At 56.1% G+C, this 17588-nt stretch carries 15 protein-coding genes; 8 read left to right on the plus strand and 7 right to left on the minus strand.

The annotated features are described in order from the left end of the window. Positions 1 to 9 precede the first annotated feature (9 nt). Both LH86_RS14460 and LH86_RS14465 read right to left on the minus strand, forming a co-directional pair. A complete protein-coding gene (locus LH86_RS14460; protein ID WP_039302623.1) occupies positions 10 to 213 on the minus strand; it encodes a YbdD/YjiX family protein in 204 nt (67 codons plus the stop codon). Between the two features lie 56 nt (positions 214 to 269). Further along, positions 270 to 2423, minus strand: a complete 2154-nt coding sequence (locus LH86_RS14465; protein WP_039302626.1) for a carbon starvation CstA family protein — start codon at positions 2421 to 2423, stop codon at positions 270 to 272. A gap of 461 nt (positions 2424 to 2884) precedes the next feature. Between LH86_RS14465 and cueP the strand changes: the two genes are divergently transcribed. Then, a complete protein-coding gene (gene cueP, locus LH86_RS14470) occupies positions 2885 to 3433 on the plus strand; it encodes a copper-binding periplasmic metallochaperone CueP (RefSeq protein WP_039302629.1) in 549 nt (182 codons plus the stop codon). 42 nt (positions 3434 to 3475) lie between these two features. On the opposite strand, the gene LH86_RS14475 is transcribed toward cueP, so the two are convergent. Next, positions 3476 to 4024 (minus strand): helix-turn-helix transcriptional regulator, encoded by a 549-nt coding sequence (locus tag LH86_RS14475; protein ID WP_231562694.1) that lies wholly within the window; start codon positions 4022 to 4024, stop codon positions 3476 to 3478. Positions 4025 to 4730: 706 nt separating this feature from the next. Between LH86_RS14475 and pgaA the strand changes: the two genes are divergently transcribed. From pgaA to pgaD, 4 genes are read left to right on the plus strand one after another with little or no spacing between them, the layout of a single operon-like run. Then, a complete protein-coding gene (gene pgaA / locus LH86_RS14480) occupies positions 4731 to 7172 on the plus strand; it encodes a poly-beta-1,6 N-acetyl-D-glucosamine export porin PgaA (RefSeq protein ID WP_039302634.1) in 2442 nt (813 codons plus the stop codon). An 8-nt stretch (positions 7173 to 7180) separates the two neighbouring features. Beyond that, a complete protein-coding gene (gene pgaB, locus LH86_RS14485) occupies positions 7181 to 9196 on the plus strand; it encodes a poly-beta-1,6-N-acetyl-D-glucosamine N-deacetylase PgaB (protein ID WP_039302637.1) in 2016 nt (671 codons plus the stop codon). Next, a complete protein-coding gene (gene pgaC, locus LH86_RS14490) occupies positions 9189 to 10517 on the plus strand; it encodes a poly-beta-1,6-N-acetyl-D-glucosamine synthase (RefSeq protein ID WP_039302640.1) in 1329 nt (442 codons plus the stop codon). The genes pgaB and pgaC overlap by 8 nt, the downstream gene beginning before the upstream one ends. Further along, positions 10517 to 10972, plus strand: a complete 456-nt coding sequence (pgaD, locus tag LH86_RS14495; protein WP_039302643.1) for a poly-beta-1,6-N-acetyl-D-glucosamine biosynthesis protein PgaD — start codon at positions 10517 to 10519, stop codon at positions 10970 to 10972. The genes pgaC and pgaD overlap by 1 nt, the downstream gene beginning before the upstream one ends. Positions 10973 to 11015: 43 nt before the next feature. Here pgaD and LH86_RS14500 read toward each other — a convergent pair whose 3' ends face one another. Continuing rightward, positions 11016 to 11921 carry a LysR substrate-binding domain-containing protein gene (locus tag LH86_RS14500; RefSeq protein WP_039302646.1) on the minus strand — a complete coding sequence of 302 codons (906 nt, stop codon included), beginning with the start codon at positions 11919 to 11921 and terminating at the stop codon, positions 11016 to 11018. Between the two features lie 119 nt (positions 11922 to 12040). Here LH86_RS14500 and LH86_RS14505 point away from each other — a divergent pair, with 119 nt between their 5' ends. Next, complete coding sequence (locus LH86_RS14505) at positions 12041 to 12658, plus strand: LysE family translocator (protein WP_039302649.1); 618 nt, start codon at positions 12041 to 12043, stop codon at positions 12656 to 12658. A 7-nt stretch (positions 12659 to 12665) separates the two neighbouring features. Here LH86_RS14505 and LH86_RS14510 read toward each other — a convergent pair whose 3' ends face one another. Further along, on the minus strand, positions 12666 to 13754 hold the full coding sequence (locus LH86_RS14510; RefSeq protein WP_052045590.1) for an AbrB family transcriptional regulator: 1089 nt from the start codon (positions 13752 to 13754) through the stop codon (positions 12666 to 12668). A gap of 191 nt (positions 13755 to 13945) precedes the next feature. Between LH86_RS14510 and LH86_RS14515 the strand changes: the two genes are divergently transcribed. Continuing rightward, positions 13946 to 14557: a TetR/AcrR family transcriptional regulator gene (locus tag LH86_RS14515; protein WP_039302651.1), complete on the plus strand. Its 612-nt coding sequence runs from the start codon at positions 13946 to 13948 to the stop codon at positions 14555 to 14557. 7 nt (positions 14558 to 14564) lie between these two features. Here the strand turns inward: LH86_RS14515 and LH86_RS14520 are convergent, their stop codons facing one another. After that, a complete protein-coding gene (locus tag LH86_RS14520) occupies positions 14565 to 15704 on the minus strand; it encodes a DSD1 family PLP-dependent enzyme (RefSeq protein WP_039302654.1) in 1140 nt (379 codons plus the stop codon). A 92-nt stretch (positions 15705 to 15796) separates the two neighbouring features. On the opposite strand from LH86_RS14520, the gene LH86_RS14525 reads away from it, so the two are divergent. After that, positions 15797 to 16729 (plus strand): LysR family transcriptional regulator, encoded by a 933-nt coding sequence (locus tag LH86_RS14525; protein WP_039302656.1) that lies wholly within the window; start codon positions 15797 to 15799, stop codon positions 16727 to 16729. Here the strand turns inward: LH86_RS14525 and LH86_RS14530 are convergent. Then, a complete protein-coding gene (locus LH86_RS14530) occupies positions 16705 to 17556 on the minus strand; it encodes an MBL fold metallo-hydrolase (RefSeq protein ID WP_039302659.1) in 852 nt (283 codons plus the stop codon). The two genes, LH86_RS14525 and LH86_RS14530, sit on opposite strands and share 25 nt — an antisense overlap. Positions 17557 to 17588 lie beyond the last annotated feature (32 nt).

Here is a 17588-nt window from a genome sequence, read left to right on the forward strand (position 1 = left end):
TTTTTCCTGTTAACAGCAGCGCATGCCGCCTTTACCGTCTCCGCCGTAGCGCGCCTGCTGACGTTCCCGGAAGAATTCTTTGTAGGTCATGGGCGGCTGGTCCGGGTGGTTTGTCTGCATGTGCAGCACGTAGGTGTCGTAGTCCGGGATGCCAACGAGCATTCTCGCCGCCTGGCCGAGGTATTTTTTTGCAACGCCTAAGTTATCAAACATTCGTCGCTCCTTTAGTGATTTAAGCCCCGCTAATGCGGGGCTGTAATATGAAGCGATCAGTGGCCGGAAGAAATCTTAATGCCTTCCTTCGGCACCGGCTGGTAAGACGTTTCTTTGTCCGTCGGCTGGTCGGATTTACGCGCCTCTTTCCAGGCCTTAATGCCATAGAAAATGATGCTGTAAACCACCACCAGGAACAGAATACTCAGGCCTGCGTTGGTGTAGTTATTGACGACGATGTGGTTCATGTTGGCGATGTCTTGTGCCGTCAGATCCGCCCCACCGGCGGCGATACGCGCCTTATACTGGTTGGCCATGAAGAAGAAGCCTTCCATCTGCGGGTTGCTGCTGAACAGTTTCAGGCCCAGCGCCCAGGTGGTGCAGATCAGCAGCCAGACCGCAGGTACCACGGTGACCCAAATGTACTGGGTACGTTTCATCTTCACCAGCACCACGGTGGCCAGCACTAATGCTACTGCCGCCAGCATCTGGTTGGAGATACCGAACAGCGGCCACAGGCTTTTCACGCCGCCCAGCGGATCGACCACGCCCTGATACAGCAGGTAGCCCCAAAGCCCAACGCAGCCTGCGGTACCGATGATACCGGCCACCAGCGAGTCGGTTTTCTTCAGGAACGGGATAAAGTTACCCAGCAGATCCTGCAGCATAAAGCGGCCAGAACGGGTCCCGGCATCCAGCGCGGTAAGAATAAACAGTGCCTCAAACAGGATCCCGAAGTGATACCAGAAGCCCATGTCGGCGACCGGCACAATTTTGTGGAACACGTGCGCAATACCCACGGCAAGCGTAGGAGCACCGCCTGCGCGGTTGAGTACGGAAGGCTCACCGATATCTTTCGCCGTTTGCAGGATCTGCTCAGGAGAAATCACAAAGCCCCAGGAACTGACGGTGGCGGCCGCGTGGGCGGTCACTTCTTTCAGCTGCGCCATAATCATCGGGGCGTTTTCACCGCCCAGCTCGTGCAGGTTTGGCATGGTAAAGCCCAGACCCGCCGGTGGCGTGTTCATCGCAAAGTACAGACCCGGTTCAATGATGGACGCCGCCACCAGGGCCATAACGGCCACAAATGACTCCATCAGCATTGCGCCGTAGCCGATAAAGCGAGCATCGGTTTCACAAGCCAGCAGTTTTGGCGTGGTACCGGACGCGATAAGTGCGTGAAAACCGGACACTGCCCCACAGGCAATGGTGATAAACAGGAACGGGAACAGGGCGCCTTTCCACAGCGGACCGGTACCATCCACGTACTGCGTAATCGCCGGCATTTTCAGCTCTGGGTTGAGGATAACGATACCAATCGCCAGGCCGACGATAACGCCGATTTTCAGGAAGGTCGCCAGGTAGTCGCGTGGGGCAAGGATCAGCCAGACCGGCAGCAGGGCAGAAACAAAGGCATAGCCGATAAGCGTAAAGGTAATAGTGGTGTCTTTAAAGGTCAGCGCCGGGCCCCAGTAAGGGTCGTGGGCAATAACCCCGCCGAAGTAAATCGAAGCGACCAGCAGCACAATCCCGATCACGGACACTTCACCGACCCGGCCTGGCCGAATAAAGCGCATATAAATGCCCATAAACAGGGCAATCGGCACCGTCGAGCAAACGGTAAAGACGCCCCACGGGCTTTCCGCCAGCGCTTTCACCACAATCAGGGCCAGCACGGCCAGGATAATAATCATGATCAGGAAGCAGCCGAACAGGGCAATGGTGCCCGGCACCGGGCCCATCTCTTCTTTGATCATCTCGCCAAGGGAAGCCCCGTTCCGGCGCGAGGAGATAAACAGCACCATAAAGTCCTGCACCGCCCCGGCCAGTACAACACCCGCCAGCAGCCAGAGTACGCCAGGCAAATAGCCCATTTGCGCCGCCAGCACCGGACCGACGAGAGGCCCGGCCCCGGCGATTGCCGCGAAGTGGTGGCCAAACAGAACGTTACGGTTGGTTGGGACGTAGTTCAGGCCGTCGTTATTGATGACGGCAGGTGTGGCCCGCGTAGGATCCAGCTTCATCACCTTCTGGGCGATGTATAGGCTGTAATAGCGGTAAGCCACCAGATAGACCGACACCGAGGCGACGACGATCCACAGAGCGCTGATGTGTTCCCCCCGTCGCAGGGCGACGACGGCCAGACAGCAGGCCCCGATGATACCCAGAATCACCCAGGGTATATGTTTGAGAAATTTATTTTTATTCATAATTCATCCGTTTGTCAGCCCCGGCGCCATGCCTGATTGCCGTTTCGCTGAACCTGGTTGTTGTAAAAGAAGGGCATAAAAATAGGCCAGCTATAGCGTGACGATTTTTGCAGCAAGAGAGGGAAAAGAGTGGCCGAGTGGTCGTATTCAGGGCTAAGCGGTTGTGGGACAGGCTAAGCGGTTTTAGCTTGTCGCTAACTCACTGAAAATTGTGATTTAGATCCCACATGGAGAACCAACAGCTGAAGTCATGGGGCAATCAATACGCTTCATCAGCCATAAAGCGTCAGCGCGATTCTCCTCCGTCGGGAACGCTGGGGAAATTTGATAAAAATCAATTAAAGTTCTCTAAATACAGGGTCTTACCTTTCTTTACCGTCAGGCCTTTGACCTTCCCCCTGGGGGAAGGTGTAACGTCCGCGTCAGTGGTTGTTAAACCTTACTCTGGAAAAGGAAACAGAATGAAAACACGTATCATGACGGCGTTACTGGCGCTAACGTTCAGCGGCGCAGCACTGGCAGCAACGCCTGAAGCCAATGCTTTTCTGGCCAAACATGGGCTGGCGGGAAAAACCGTTGAGCAGATGGTGGAGGCAATCGACCAGTCTCCGCAGGCTCGCCCACTGGGCTACAGCGCCGGGATCACCAGCCGTGCGCTGGTACTTTCGGACGGGCAGCAGAAGTTTAGCTATCCGCTGGGGGATAAGTTCTATCTGTCGTTTGCGCCATATCTGCAGCAAACGCATCCCTGCTTCAATCACAGTCTTTCCGGCTGCCAGGGCGAGCTGGCCAATACGGCTTTCGACGTCAAAATTACTGACAAAGCTGGCAAAGTCCTCCTGAACAAAACGCTGACCAGCCAACAGAACGGCTTCATCGGCGTGTGGCTGCCGCGCAATACCGAAGGGACGGTAAGCGTCAGCTATCAGGGCCGCTCCGCGCACTCTGCTTTCGCCACCTTTGATGACAGCCAAACCTGCATGACCACGCTGCCGCTGCAGCAATCCTGAGTCCGGCGGGCGGCGGCCATCCTGACGTCACCGCCGCCTGAATTACGGGTAGTTGTTTTCTTCGTCGGTATAAATAAGCAGGCAGGCCTCGTTAAAGTTAGCCAGGCCCAATCTTTCGTAAAGCTCATTCCGCCTGCGATAGAGACTTTTTAGTGATATGTTGATTTTTTCCGCCACGATTTCCATGGGCAGGCCCCTCCTGAGCCATGCCATCATCAGCCGCTCCTCCTGAGTCAGTCGCATGGCATAAAACCATTCCCCGGCCTGACGGTCGAGTTTCACTTTTTGCAGCACCCAGAACAGCGCTTCAACCTCCCGATGCGGCATCGACATATCAAAGCTCCACTTTTGCCTGAGCGGAAAAAGTTCCGTATGGCGCATATCCAGCACGATGCAGCGCACCGGTGCCTCAGCCTTCTCTGCGCTGGTGATAATATTTTCCCACTGCGCCAGCGGTAACCGGCTATCCACCAGGATAGCGTACTCTTTGTAGCCGTAGCTGAAACTCCTCCTGCCCACTGAGTGCAGAAGAATGACGTCGGGAAAATAGTTTTTTATTCCCTGATAAAGATAGCGATCTTGTGTGATCAAAATTGTCGCATCCACCGCAGCGTATCCCTTTAATATTGCTCGAATCCAAATGCCTGATCATGGAAACCATGTGCGCGGCGCTTCTCTCTATTTCATGAAAAATGAGCTAACTTACCTTCAGGTAAGTTAGGCGGTATTTTTACTTATTGTTTGGTAAAGTGCTGATGTCGTGAATGTATCCTTTTTCATCCCTGGTGATAAAAATTATAAATAAAAAGAAATACGAGGGAAGGGACTGGTTTTTAAATTAGGATTTTTTGCCAGGAAATCTCCTGATTAATACATTGAATTTCACCTGGCAATATCGTTAAAAACATCATCTATAACATTTTTATATTTTTTATTTGATTTATTGTGTCTATAAATCAATATGTTGAGTGCTTTGTTTTGTATGGCAAATCATTCATTGAAAGGCAGGTGCAGAGTATTCTTAAAAGCATGGCTTGGGCCGCCAGAGTGTGTTCACAAAATTATTCATGGTGACTTATCATTCCTGCTATCTGGCCTAATGTGTAATCAATGTTATTTTGAGTTTGTTCCTAATGACTGGTGCAGGGAAAACATCAGGACAGATATGTCTGTGAAAATAAATGCCCCAGGTCTCAATGGTTTTTTTACCGTGTGAATTTTATCCGCTAATGCCAGTGTCAGGTATTCAAATGCGGCGGATAAACCATGCTCATTCATAATGGAATAATAGATATTTATGGAACAGAGGCTGAGTATCACTAAGTTATTCTTTTATCGTGGCGTGAAGCTTTCGTTATTTTTAATCATGCCGGGATTGCTCCCAGCGCAAGGGATGGGGGCAATATCGCGCTATGACAGCCAGGTATTACAGGCGCGAAACGGAGATTATCAACCCCTGCTTGATGCCTTAAAACATGAGGCACAGCAAAAAGCACTTAACCCGGAACAGGTTGCAGACTGGCTGCAGGTCACCTCCTGGGCAGGGCGTGATGATGAGGTAGTCAGCGTGTGGCAGCGTTATCAGGAGCGCACTGCTATCCCGGCTCGTGGCGTCGCCGCCGCTGCACAATCCCTGCGTAATCTTCATCGCTGGACGGAGTCACTTTCTCTCTGGGAAGAAGCGCTTAGGCTTTCACCCGGCAATGATGATTATCGCATGGGGCAAATTAAAACCCTGGCCGACGGCCAAAAGCGCTGGCAGGCGAGGGAAGAGGCGCTGCGTCTGGTCAAGGAAAAGCCTGACCTCGCACATTTACAGACGCTCTCTTATGTCTATCTGCGGCAGGGAAAAACCTGGGATCAGCTGCTAAGCGACACGCGAGCCCTTGCACTTGCCCCGGAAGATAAAATCGCTCTGCAAAACCTGATAGCCAGCCTGACCGTGAACCGGGTGAATACCACGGCGCTGGCGTTAGCCAACGAAGCGGAACTTCCGGCAAATGAGCGCAGAAGTCTGGAACTTAACGCGTTGGCTGAAATGGTGCGTATGGCCGAAATCTCTCCGGGAGAGGAAAAAGCGCGCTTTACCGTCGCGCAGCGGGCGTTGGATCGTTACGACGCCTTGTTCGCCCAATGGCGTCGCGATCCGCAGGCTCAGCAGGACGTCACGCGGGCGCGGATAGACCGGCTTGGCGCGCTCTATGCCCACAATTATTACCCAAAGGTCATTCAGGAATATGAAGCCCTGGCCTCAGAATATGTGCATGTCCCGCCCTGGGCTTTACGTTGGGTGATTGCTTCTTACCTGGCAGAAAAGCAGGTAGAAAACGCGCAGGCGCTAACGCCGCAGCTGTTCAGCGGCGCGACGAACAAGAACGAGCAGGCGATGTTTTATGCCTTGTTGGACAGCGGCCAGTACGGCTCCGCCGGACGCTATCTGCAAAATCTTGCCCAGGTAACGCCTTACCGCCGCTACGTGCCGGGCTTCCCGAACCCCGTCCCGAACGATCGCTGGCTGGAAGCAAAAACGCTCTCCCTGCAGTACCTCGTATCGACCAATGCACTCCCGGAAGCTCAAGCGCTATCCCAGCGTCTGGCGAGTACTGCGCCGGGGAATCAGGGATTGCGTATCGATTATGCCAGGGTTTTGCAGGCGCGCGGGCTGCCGCAGGCGGCTGAACGAGAGCTTAAAAAGGCGGAAGTGCTTGAGCCGTCCAACCTCGAGCTTGAGCGACAGCAGGCCTATGTCGCGCAGGATCTCCACGAGTGGCGGCAAATGGATTTGTTGACGGACGACGTGATGCTGCGTGCCCCGCTGGATATCGGTTCTCAGCGCTTGAAGCGAACGCGTGAGATTCACCAAATGTCCGAACTGCGCATTAACGGTCAGCAGGGGATCCATTCTGATACGCCCGTCAGCGGCGCACACGACTTTAGCTGGGATATGGCGATTTACGGCCCACCCGTGGCCGACAACTGGCGGCTGTTTGGCGGTAACCGTTTTAACAGCGGGCGTTTTGAAGAAGGTAAGGGCTTCAGCCGCAGCGTGTTCGGGGGCGTTGAATGGCGGCCGCGCAATAGCTGGGTCGAGCTTGAACTGGCGAACAACAACTTCAACGGCGGCAATAAGCCAGGCGGGCGCGTTTCGGCCTGGCACAGCTTCAGCGACAGCTGGCGAGTAGGAGGCGAAGTGGAACGCCTGGCACGGGCAACGCCGCTGAGAGCTTTGCGCAACGGGGTAAGTTCGAATCAGGCCAACCTGTGGGTGCGCTGGCACCAAAACGAACGGCGTGAATATCAGCTCGCGACCACGACCAGCTGGTTTTCAGACCATAACCATCGTCGGGAATATACCTTCCAGGGCAAAGAGCGGCTGTGGCAAACGCCACGGATCACGCTCGACCTGCAGCCCGGCGTGACTTACAGCACCAACAGCCAGACAGACACGGTGTATTACAGCCCGAAATGGGATTTATCCGCCGCGCCGACGCTCGCCGTTAATCACGTGATGTACCAGCGCTATGACACCGTCTGGAGCCAGCAGATCAGCGCCGGGGCGGGCATTTACCGGCAAAAAAATTACGGGGCGGGAGCGATGACAACCCTGGGATATGGCCAGCGTATCCAGTGGAACAACGTCCTCGACACCGGGGCCATGCTGAACTGGGAAAAACGGCCCTGGGACGGCAAGCGGGAAACGCATTTCGCCGTCGCTTTTGATGCGAATTTACGATTTTAAGGACAAACATGCTGACCAACAGTTTTCGCCTCGGCCTGATCGTTTTTGGCTGGTTATTGACCTTTTCTGGCTTGTACGCGCAGGAAATTCATTTTCTACCGCCAAAAGAACGGCCAGAGCTTGAAGCCAATAAACCCTGGCCTAAGAACCATTTTTTGGTGTTGGCCTACCATGATGTCGAAGACAGTGACCCCGATCAGCGTTATCTGGCGGTGCGCACCAGCGCGCTGAACGAGCAAATCAGCTGGCTGTTGCAAAACGGCTATCACGCGGTCAGCGTGCAGGCGGTTTTGGACGCCCATCGGGGAGGCACACCGTTGCCGTCAAAGGCGTTTTTACTCACTTTTGATGATGGTTACAGCAGCTTTTACACCCGCGTGTGGCCGCTGCTCAAGGCTTATAATGTCCCTGCGCTCTGGGCCCCTGTCGGCAGTTGGGTCGATACCCCGGCAGGGAAGAACGTCGATTTTGGCGGGCTGATGACCGCCCGCGATAAGTTTGCCACCTGGGATATGGTACGTGAACTTAGCCAGTCGCCTCTGGTTGAGATCGGCTCACATACCTGGGCGTCACATTACGGCATTCAGGCGAATCCCCAGGGTAGCCGTGAACCTGCGGTCGCCAACCGGGCTTGGGATAAAGCCACCCGCCAGTACGAAAGTGACGAGCAGTTCACCCGGCGTATTGGCGACGATGCGCGCCAAATCAGCCAAAAAATTGAGCAGGTGAGCGGGAAGGTGCCTCGTGCCTGGGTCTGGCCTTATGGCGCGGCTAACGGCACCTCACTCAGCGTGCTCAAAAAGCAGGGTTACCAGATGGCGTTCACGCTTAATGATGGCCTCGCTGACGCCCGCGACCTGGACAACATTCCACGAGTGCTGATTTCCGGCAATCCAACGCTCAAAGCGTTCGCCAGCATGGTGAGCCGCGTCCGGGAGCCGGATCCGGTGCGCGTTATGCATGTGGATCTCGACTATGTCTACGACCCGAACCCGGTGCAGCAGGCGAAGAATATCGATGCGCTGGTGCAGCGGGTGTATGACATGAAAATCAGCCATGTCTTTTTGCAGGCGTTCTCAGACCCGCTCGGCGACGGCAATATCAAGTCGCTCTATTTCCCCAACCGCTGGCTGCCGATGCGCGCCGATCTGTTTAACTTCGTCGCCTGGCAGCTACGCACCAGAGGCGATGCCAAAGTGTTTGCCTGGCTGCCGGTGCTTTCTTTTGATCTGAACGCCACGCTGCCCAGGGTGCAACGCTGGGACGCCGCCAGTGGGAAGACGCAGCGGGCCACCAGCCCTTATCTGCGGCTTTCCCCGTGGAACCGACAGGTTCGCCACCAGATAGTCGACATCTACGAAGATCTCGCCCGACATGCGGTGTTTGACGGCATTCTTTTCCACGACGACGCGCTGCTCACGGATTTTGAAGATGCCGGGCCGGACGCCATGATCGCCTACCGGCAGGCGGGGTTCCAGGGCAGCATCGGCGACATACATCAAAACCCTGCCGAACTGCGAAGCTGGACGCGCTTTAAAAGCCAGACGCTGATTGAGTTCACCCGCACGCTGACCGACGCGGTGCGGAATATTCGTGGCCCGCAGATAAAAACCGCCCGAAACATCTTTGCGCTACCGATTCTGGAGCCAGAGAGCGAGGCGTGGTTCGCGCAGAACATTGACGATTTCCTGGCCGCTTACGACTGGACGGTGCCGATGGCGATGCCGCTGATGGAGTCCGTGCCGCTGGAAGAGAGCAATAGCTGGCTGGAACGACTGATCAAAGCCGTGGCGGCGAAGCCTTCGGGATTGAATAAAACCATTTTTGAGCTTCAGGCGCGCGACTGGAACCACAAAACGCAGAAAGGCATCGCGGACAAACAGCTGGTGGAGTGGATGCAGCTGCTACAGCTGAACGGGGTGAAACATTACGGCTATTACCCGGACGACTTCATCAATAACCAGCCTGATATTTCACATATCAGACCTGAAATTTCCTCTTACTGGTATCCAAACAATGACTGATCGTCTTCTCTCCTTACTGATTCTGGGCCTGGTCTTTGGGCTGCCGCTCGGTATGGCGGCGGTATTTACCGGGAAAATTCTGCTGGACTTTGTGTTCTTCTGGCCACTGTTTATGTCGGTGCTGTGGATGACCGGCGGGCTCTATTTCTGGTACCGGCTGGAACGCCACTGGCCGTGGGGTGAAGACGTCCCGCCGCCACAGCTGGAAGGCAATCCGCTGATTTCTATTCTGATCCCGTGCTTTAACGAAGGCAAAAATGCCCGGGAAACGATCGAAGCCGCGCTGAGCCAGCGCTACACCAACATTGAGGTTATCGCCATCAATGACGGCTCTCGGGATAACACCGCCGAGATCCTGACCCAGCTTGCGGTGGAATACCCAAAATTACGAGTGATTCATCTGGCGGCGAATCAGGGGAAAGCCGTAGCGCTAAAAGCCGGGGCCGCCGCCGCGCGCGGGGATTTACTGGTGTGTATCGACGGAGATGCCTTACTGGAGCGGGACACTGCGGCTTACCTTGTGATGCCGTTGATTCGCCACCCTAACGTGGGCGCGGTGACCGGAAACCCGCGGATCCGCACCCGCACGAATTTGATTGGCCGGATCCAGGTCGGCGAGTTTTCTTCGATAATCGGGCTGATTAAACGTACCCAGCGTATTTATGGCCGGGTCTTTACCGTTTCCGGCGTGATCGCCGCTTTTCGCCGCCAGGCGCTGGCAGATGTCGGCTACTGGAGCCCGGACATGATCACCGAGGACATTGATATCAGCTGGAAACTGCAGCTGCATCACTGGACGCTCTATTTTGAGCCGCGCGCGCTGTGCTGGATCCTGATGCCGGAGACCCTCAAAGGGCTGTGGAAGCAGCGTCTGCGTTGGGCGCAGGGCGGGGCGGAGGTGTTCCTGGTTAACCTGCGTCGCCTGTTCCGCTGGGAACACCGCCGGATGTGGCCGCTGTTTATGGAGTACGTACTCTCGACGGTGTGGGCCTTTGCCTATGCGATAACCATCCTGCTGTTTATCGCCAGCCACCTGACCACACTGCCGGCCAACCTGGTGGTTGCAACGCTGTTTCCGCCTGAGTTTACCGGGCTGCTGCTGGGCGTGATGTGCCTGATGCAGTTCCTCGTCAGCCTGTTCATTGAGCGGCGCTATGAAAAGCGGATTGCCGGATCGCTGTTCTGGATCGTCTGGTTCCCGCTGATGTACTGGATGATAGGCCTGTTTACCACCCTGGTGTCGTTCCCGAAAGTGATGCTTAAACGCCGCCGCGCCCGCGCGCGCTGGGTAAGTCCTGACCGTGGAAAAGGAAGAATATGATGCAGACCAATACGCTGATATTAACCGAAGACCGACTGGGGCCGAGGCTTTTCGACGGCCTGCTAACCGCCATTGCCTGGGCAGGGTTTCTGTATTTTGTGTGGAAAAACCTGCTGCTGCAGCTGATGTTATTGCCCGACCAGCGCGGGGAAATCGTCGCGCAGTCGCTCAATTCCGTGCTGCTGTACCTTGCGATTGCCGCCATCAACGGCTGGCTGCTGATCCTCTGGTATCAGTACAGCCTGCGCAGATACAGCGACCGGTACCGCGATGAACACAAACCGTTTCTGCCTGGCGATCTGGCCCGCAGCTTTAACCTGTCGACGCAGCTGGTTTCCGAGATGAGCCGCTATAACCAGTTAACGGTGTATCACGACCAGATTGGGCAGATTATCGAGCTTAAAAATAATCGTGCAGAGCGCAAGGCGGATTTTCCTGAGGAGGGGGCTGTGTAGACTTCCATCAGATGGGGGTCTGGAGCCTATTTGCCAGAAGCTTTTAGCGTAGCAGCGTCAAGGTGTCGGGCAATTGCTGAGGTGCTGCTTCTTTTAAGGCATCGCCCAGCAGCGTGATATGGGCTAAACGCGCCGAGTGCTTCGGCCAGACAAGCCAGTAGCCATCTCCGCTGGCAATCGCTTCGGCAAACGGCAGCGCGAGCTGGCCACTCTGGATTGCCGCCTGGCATAACAACGCATCACCGATTGAAATGCCGTGGCCGCTGATGGCCGCCCGAATGCCCTGTTCCAGCGTGTCGAATACCGTGCCGCGCGCAATATTAAGTTCGTTGAATTTTCCGGTGCGCTTTAGCCATCTTCGCCAGTCACGGCGATCCGGAGAGGGATGAATCAGCTCGCAGCGAGACATGTCCATGCGGGCCTGTTCAACCTGAGCCGGGGCGCAGATCGGCACCAGCCATTCGTCGAACAATAGGCGGGCTTCCGTCCCTGCACCAAACCGACCGTCACCCAGCAGAATGGCGCAGTCATACGGCTCGCGCGTAAAGTCCACGCTATCGGTGTCCATCCACACGCTGGTCATTTCTATTTCCGGCGTAGCGTTCTGCTGCCGGAAGGTGCTCAGCACATCCAGCAGCCAGCGCATGGTCAGCGTCGACGGCGATTTCAATCGCAGTTTACGGTTGCCGCTGCGAAATGCATGGCAGGCCTGATCCAACCGATGAAAGCCCTCCGAGAGCTGCATCGCCAGCGCGTTACCGGCGGCGGTAATCTCTACTTTGGGACCATTACGGTGAAACAGCTCGCATTCGAACCAGGCTTCAAGTGTGCGGATATGTCTGCTGACTGCGCCGGGCGTGACGTTTAGCTGCGCGGCGGCCTGGCTGAACGAACCTGACCGGGCGGCAACCTCAAATGCACGCAGCGCATACAGCGGGGGGAGCGTCATAACAGAGCGCCTCTATTGTGAGTATTACTCACATTGAATCGCAGTTTTTTCCGTTTTTCAACGCCTGGAGTAGAGCGTTTAATGCATCACAATAAAAACGATTGTGAGAATTTAACACTATGAATATTCCCCTGCTCGGTGCCTACACGCTCGCTGTCTTTATGTTGATCCTGACCCCCGGCCCGGTTGTTGCTCTGGTGACCGGCACGGCGGCGCGACACGGCAGCAGAAAAGCGTTTCTGACCGTTATCGGCACCAACAGCGCTTCGCTGGTGCTGATTGCCTTTGCGGCTATGGTGCTGGCGGGCATTGTTTCTCTCTCGCCGCTGCACTTGTCTTTGTTGGGTCTGGCGGGCTCGGTGTTTATTGGCTGGGGAGCAATCGTCAGCCTGCAAAGCAGGCATGAAGGAGGCGATGAAAAAACGGCAATAAGCGACGGGGGAGGACTCTTAAAAGGCTTTGTGGTAGGCGTCTCTAACCCGAAAGACATTCTGTTTTTTGTCTCTTTTTTCCCTCAGTTTATGGCGGTTACCCAGGATTTTAGCGCCAGCATTCTCACGCTCTCCCTGGTGTGGATTGCGCTGGATTTTGCGATCCTTGCGCTTTATATCCTCACCGTGCAGCGCTGGGTGCCCGAGCGCCACGGTAAATGGCTCGACCGTATCTCAGCGCTGTTTCTGCTTGCCGTGGCGCTGTTTGGCCTGGTTTACAATGCCCGGGCGCTGCTCTCGTTTTGAAAATGATTCACCTCTTCGCCTGCCGCTTCATGATGTTGCCGATTATCGGCCCGAAGGCGACCAGAATAATAAAGCGGGTCATCTGCATCGACATCACAAAGGCGATGTCGATGTGCTTGCTGGAGGCGGCGATAATCGCCACAGAATCCGCGCCGCCGGGGCTCATGGCCAGATAAGCGGTGAGCGGGTCGATATCGGCCACGACCACCAAAAATGCCGCCATCACCCCGCAAAGGGCAATCAAAATCACAATACTGACCGCAATACGCGGCAGGACCTGGGCGGCGTGTTTTAACAGCGGGCGAGTAAATTTCAGCCCAATGCGCCAGCCGACAATGGTGTACGCCAGCACCAGCACCCACTGCGGTAGCGCGATCTCTATCCAGTTGTTTTGCGAGAGCACTACGCCAGCGACCAGCGTGATCAACAGCGCGCCGGCAGGCAGACGCAGAAGTTTGGCCGCAATGCAGCCGAAAGCGATAAGCCCAAAGGTTTCGGCCATCGCGAGGTAAGAGCCGTGTGCAAAAAGATCGATCGCCGCCGATGTGGCCGGGACATGCTCGCCGGAGACCTTCATAAGCACCGAAGCGACGCTTGCCACCATAATCACCCGCAGATATTGCATGGCGGCCACAAGCTGTGTGTCAGCGCCGTTGGCTTCGGCCATCAGCGTCATGGCGGTGGCGGCGCCGGGGCTTAACCCCCAGAGCGCGGTGGTCCCGGGCAGGATACGCATGCGGGTCATTATCCAGCCGAGCAGCATACAAATAAAAATCACCGAAAAGACGCAGACAATAAACAGCAGCCAGTGAGAGCCGAAGGTGCCGGCGAGGCTGCGGGGCATTTTGCTGGCAATCATACAGCCGATGACGCCCTGGGCGATGAGGAACAGCGTGCCGTTGGGCTGAATTTTTGCACCGTTGAGGGAGATAACAATCCCGGCTGCCATCGGCCCCAGCAGCAGGGCGGCGGGAATATTCAGCCAGGTAAGCAGCCCGCCAAAAAGCGCGGTAGCAATAATCAGCGTGCTCCACTGCATGCGCTGCGGTGACAGCAGGCGGTAACTTTTAGGTGTGGCAGGATCTTGTTTCTTCATCGTTGTATAGCCGCCCGCAGCGCGGAAGAAAATTCGGTTTAAGCTGGCTCGCGCCGGAGTCGTGGCTTAAACTCTGGGAGAGTTAAGTTATGAGAGGGTGTCCTCGCATAACTCAGATTCTAGAGGATGCCCTCGCATATCTCAATGGGCGTTATGCGAATAAATGTTAGCGGATTGATACGAAATATTTTATGACGAAACCAGCGCCCTTAGCGGCAAACCAGCCTAAACGCCTGCGCGGCCATCTTCGCGTGGCGGCGATAACCGAAGCGGCCACCCAACTCTTCGCCGAGAAGGGCTTTGATGCCGTGACCATGACCGAGATCGCTGCCAGCTCCGGCACGGCCATCGGCTCGCTGTATCGGTTTTTCCCCAACAAAGAATCGCTGGCCGACGCGCTGCTGCTGGAATACACCCGCGAAGTGATCGACAGGCTGGAAGTGCTGGAGGCAAGCGTCACCGGGGTGGATATTCCCACCGCAGCGGATCTGTTCACCCGCTTTGTGCTTTCGCTGCAGTCACAGCGAACCTTTGCCCTGAGGCTGGTGGAAGAGCGGGGCGAACATGAAGCGGCCCGGCTCCAGTTCAGGGACGCCATGCGCGGCGGATTCTCCACCGCCCTTCAGGTTGTTATCCCGAGTTTATCCGCCGAGCGTGCCAGCCTGATGACCATTGTTATCCTGCAAATGCTCAAAGGTGCGGCGGCGGCCAATCTGCAGAATGACGCAGAGCGTAAAGCGGTGCTCGCCGAAGCGCAGGCGCTGCTGGAGCTGTACCTTTCCACGGAACAGGCGAAGAAATAGAGGCAGGTTACCAGCCGACGATCCGCTGCCAGACTTCGTGCCCCTCGCCATCTTCGCTCAGAACCTGATAGTGATGATGCATGGCGGCGGTGGCGCAGGCGTGGTTGGGCAGAATACGCACCCGGCTGCCGACGGGGAAATCATCGACGGCAAAGGCTGACGCTTCCGGCAAGATAATGATGCCGTGCTCCTGGTTGGTCGTGGTGACCAGCAGCTTTTCTAAGGGATTACCGTCCAGGCTGCACACCTGGCCGTAGCCGTAGTCCTGACTTTGCGCCGCCGTGCCCCTGTCGCGGGAGAGCGCCATCCACCCGGCATCAATAAATACCCAGCCTTTCTCCCTGTTGTGGCCGATTACCGTGGCGACGACGCTAAGCGCAATATCCTCCAGGCGGCAGACGCCGACGTTTTTCATCACCAGGTCGAAGGTGGTAAACACCCCGGCTCTGACTTCGTTGATGCCGGTGAGATCGTCCGCAAAATGGGCTGTCGGCGTGGCACCTACGCTTAGTACGGGGCAAGTATAGCCCTGCGCACGCAGGCGATTTCCGGCAGCTTTAATCGCGGTACATTCGGCTCTGGCAGCCGCGAGAATAGCTTCGTCCGTGCGACAGCTATAGGATTCCCCGGCGTGAGCCAGCAGGCCGGTCAGCGTGGAGCTGCTTGCCTCAATGAGGCGGGCCAGGGTCAAAAGTTCATCGCTGTGCGGCGGCAAACCGCCCCGATGGCCGTCGCAATCCACTTCAATAAAAACCGAAAACGCCAGATTGTGCGCCCGGCTGTATTCGGCCACGGCGGCGGCCTGCGGTTCGCTGTCGAGAAGAATGTGCAGGTTCACGCCTTTAGCCATCAGCGCCGCCACGCGGGAAAGTTTGTGAGGCGCAATGCCGACGGCATAAAGCAGATTGGTGTATCCCGCGGCGGCAAAGGCTTCTGCCTCGGCGAGCGTGGAAACCGTAGCCGGGGAATCGCTTTGCTTCAGCAGGTAGCGGGCGGCCTCAATGGAGCGCAGCGTTTTCAGGTGGGGCCGAACCTCGCTGCCCAGGGCATGAATGCGCGAGTAAAGGCGCTCAATGTTGCGCAGGTATTTGCTTTTCTCGATCAGCAAAAAGGGGGTATCACGGGTGGTGAGCCATTCGGCGGACATAGCGGGTCTCCTGTTGGGTGAGAGGCCATGTTGCCATTCAGCTAATTAGGTATAAATTAATATAAAAGCAATGAACAATTAGGTTTTACTTAATGATAAACAGCGACGATCTGGCTTTTTTCCGCACTATTGCCACCCATAGCACGCTGGCCGCTGCCGCAAGGGCGATGAACGTCACGCCGCCCTCCGTTACGCAGCGGCTGCGCGGGCTGGAACAAAAACTTGGTGTTGATCTTATTTTGCGGCCTTCGCGGCAGGTTTCGCTGACCGATGAAGGCTCGCTGCTGCTGAGCCGGGCGGAGAAGATTCTCACCGAACTGGCGGGTCTGCAATCTGCCCTGGATGACAGGCGGCAGCAGGTCAGGGGCAAGCTGCGCGTGCTGGCCCCGCTGGGGTTTGGCAACGATTATATTGCGCCGTTGCTGGGGGAATACGCCGCCCAGCATGAAAACCTCGAAGTGGAGCTGACGCTTTCCGACGACCCGCATTGGGCCACGCTACACAAGTGGGATTTGGTTGTTTTCATCGGCGAGTTGCGCGACTCGAGCATGCACTGCATCAAGCTTGCGCCCAACCAACGCTTTATCTGTGCTTCGCCGGAATATCTGAACCGAAAGGGCACGCCGCTAACACCGGAACAGCTTGTGGAGCACGACTGCATTGCGCTGCGGGAAAACAGCGAAGATGTGACGCTGTGGCGTTTTTCCGGCCCAAAAGGGGACTGCCCGCAGCGGATCTCGCCCAAATTATCGAGCAACGAAGGACGCGTGGTAAAAGAGTGGGCGCTGACGGGCAGGGGGATCATTATGCGCTCCGAATGGGATGTGCTGCCGCAAATCCACAGTGGCGAACTGTTGAGACTACTGCCGGAATACACGCTGCCAGATGCCGACATCGTGGCGCTGAGCGGCACTCCGCAGGCGGAACGAAGCCCCAGGGCGCAAAAGTTTATCGAACTGCTTAAGCTGCGGCTGGCGGGTAGGCCCTGGGGGGAATATGCTCATGCTATTGGCGCAAGGGCATAGGAAATAGCATCCCCATCATCAACCATGCCAAGGGTAGCAAAGCCGGTCCGGTCCAGATGCATACCTGCAATAAGCAGTTTTTCCCTTGCGGCTTGTTTCAGCAGGTTTTTCCGCGTTTGTTCGGCTTGCACCGGATCAACGTCGAAGAGAATACAGGCGCTGGGCTGCGCAGATTGAATGTGGGGGTAATGAACGATGTCCCCCCATATGAGTAAGCTTTTATCGTCCGCATCAATGCGAAAGCCAGTGTGGCCCGGCGTGTGACCCGGTAACCAAACCGGGAGGATACCCGCCGTGATTTCACGCTGGCTAAAAAAATGCAGGTTCTGTGCATAGGCCTCTAATGTTTGACGTGCCAGCCTGAAGTTAAGTTTGCCCCGCTCATTGGCGCCTCTTTGTTTTTCATCATTCAGCCAGTACTCTGCTTCCAGAGGGTGCAAATGAAGTTCCGCCTGTCTATAGACAGGGTTTCCTTCTGCATCCAGCAGGCCGCCAATATGGTCAGGATGACAGTGACTCAACAAAACCATGTCCACGTCATCTGGACCGACACCCAGAGCGGCAAGATTTGTTCTCAATTGCCCGCCAACGTTATTCCGTCCCCCCGTACCTGTATCCACCAGCAGGGTGAGTCCCTGCCCGCGGATCAGGTAAGCGTTAATTTGAATATTGCCGGGCTCGGCCAGGCCTGCGCTCTGCTGGATGGCTTCTGCTTCAGCGATGTCGATGCCAGAGAGTAAATCCAGGCTGGCGGGCATGGAGCCATCACTTAAGGCGGTAACCAGAAAATCGCCAATCTGGCAGGACGGAAAAGATGAATAATTCATAAAGACCTCAGGAGGAGTTCAGGAGACAGACC

The sequence above is a fragment of the Cedecea neteri genome (genome assembly GCF_000758325.1).
Classification (GTDB): domain Bacteria; phylum Pseudomonadota; class Gammaproteobacteria; order Enterobacterales; family Enterobacteriaceae; genus Cedecea; species Cedecea neteri_B.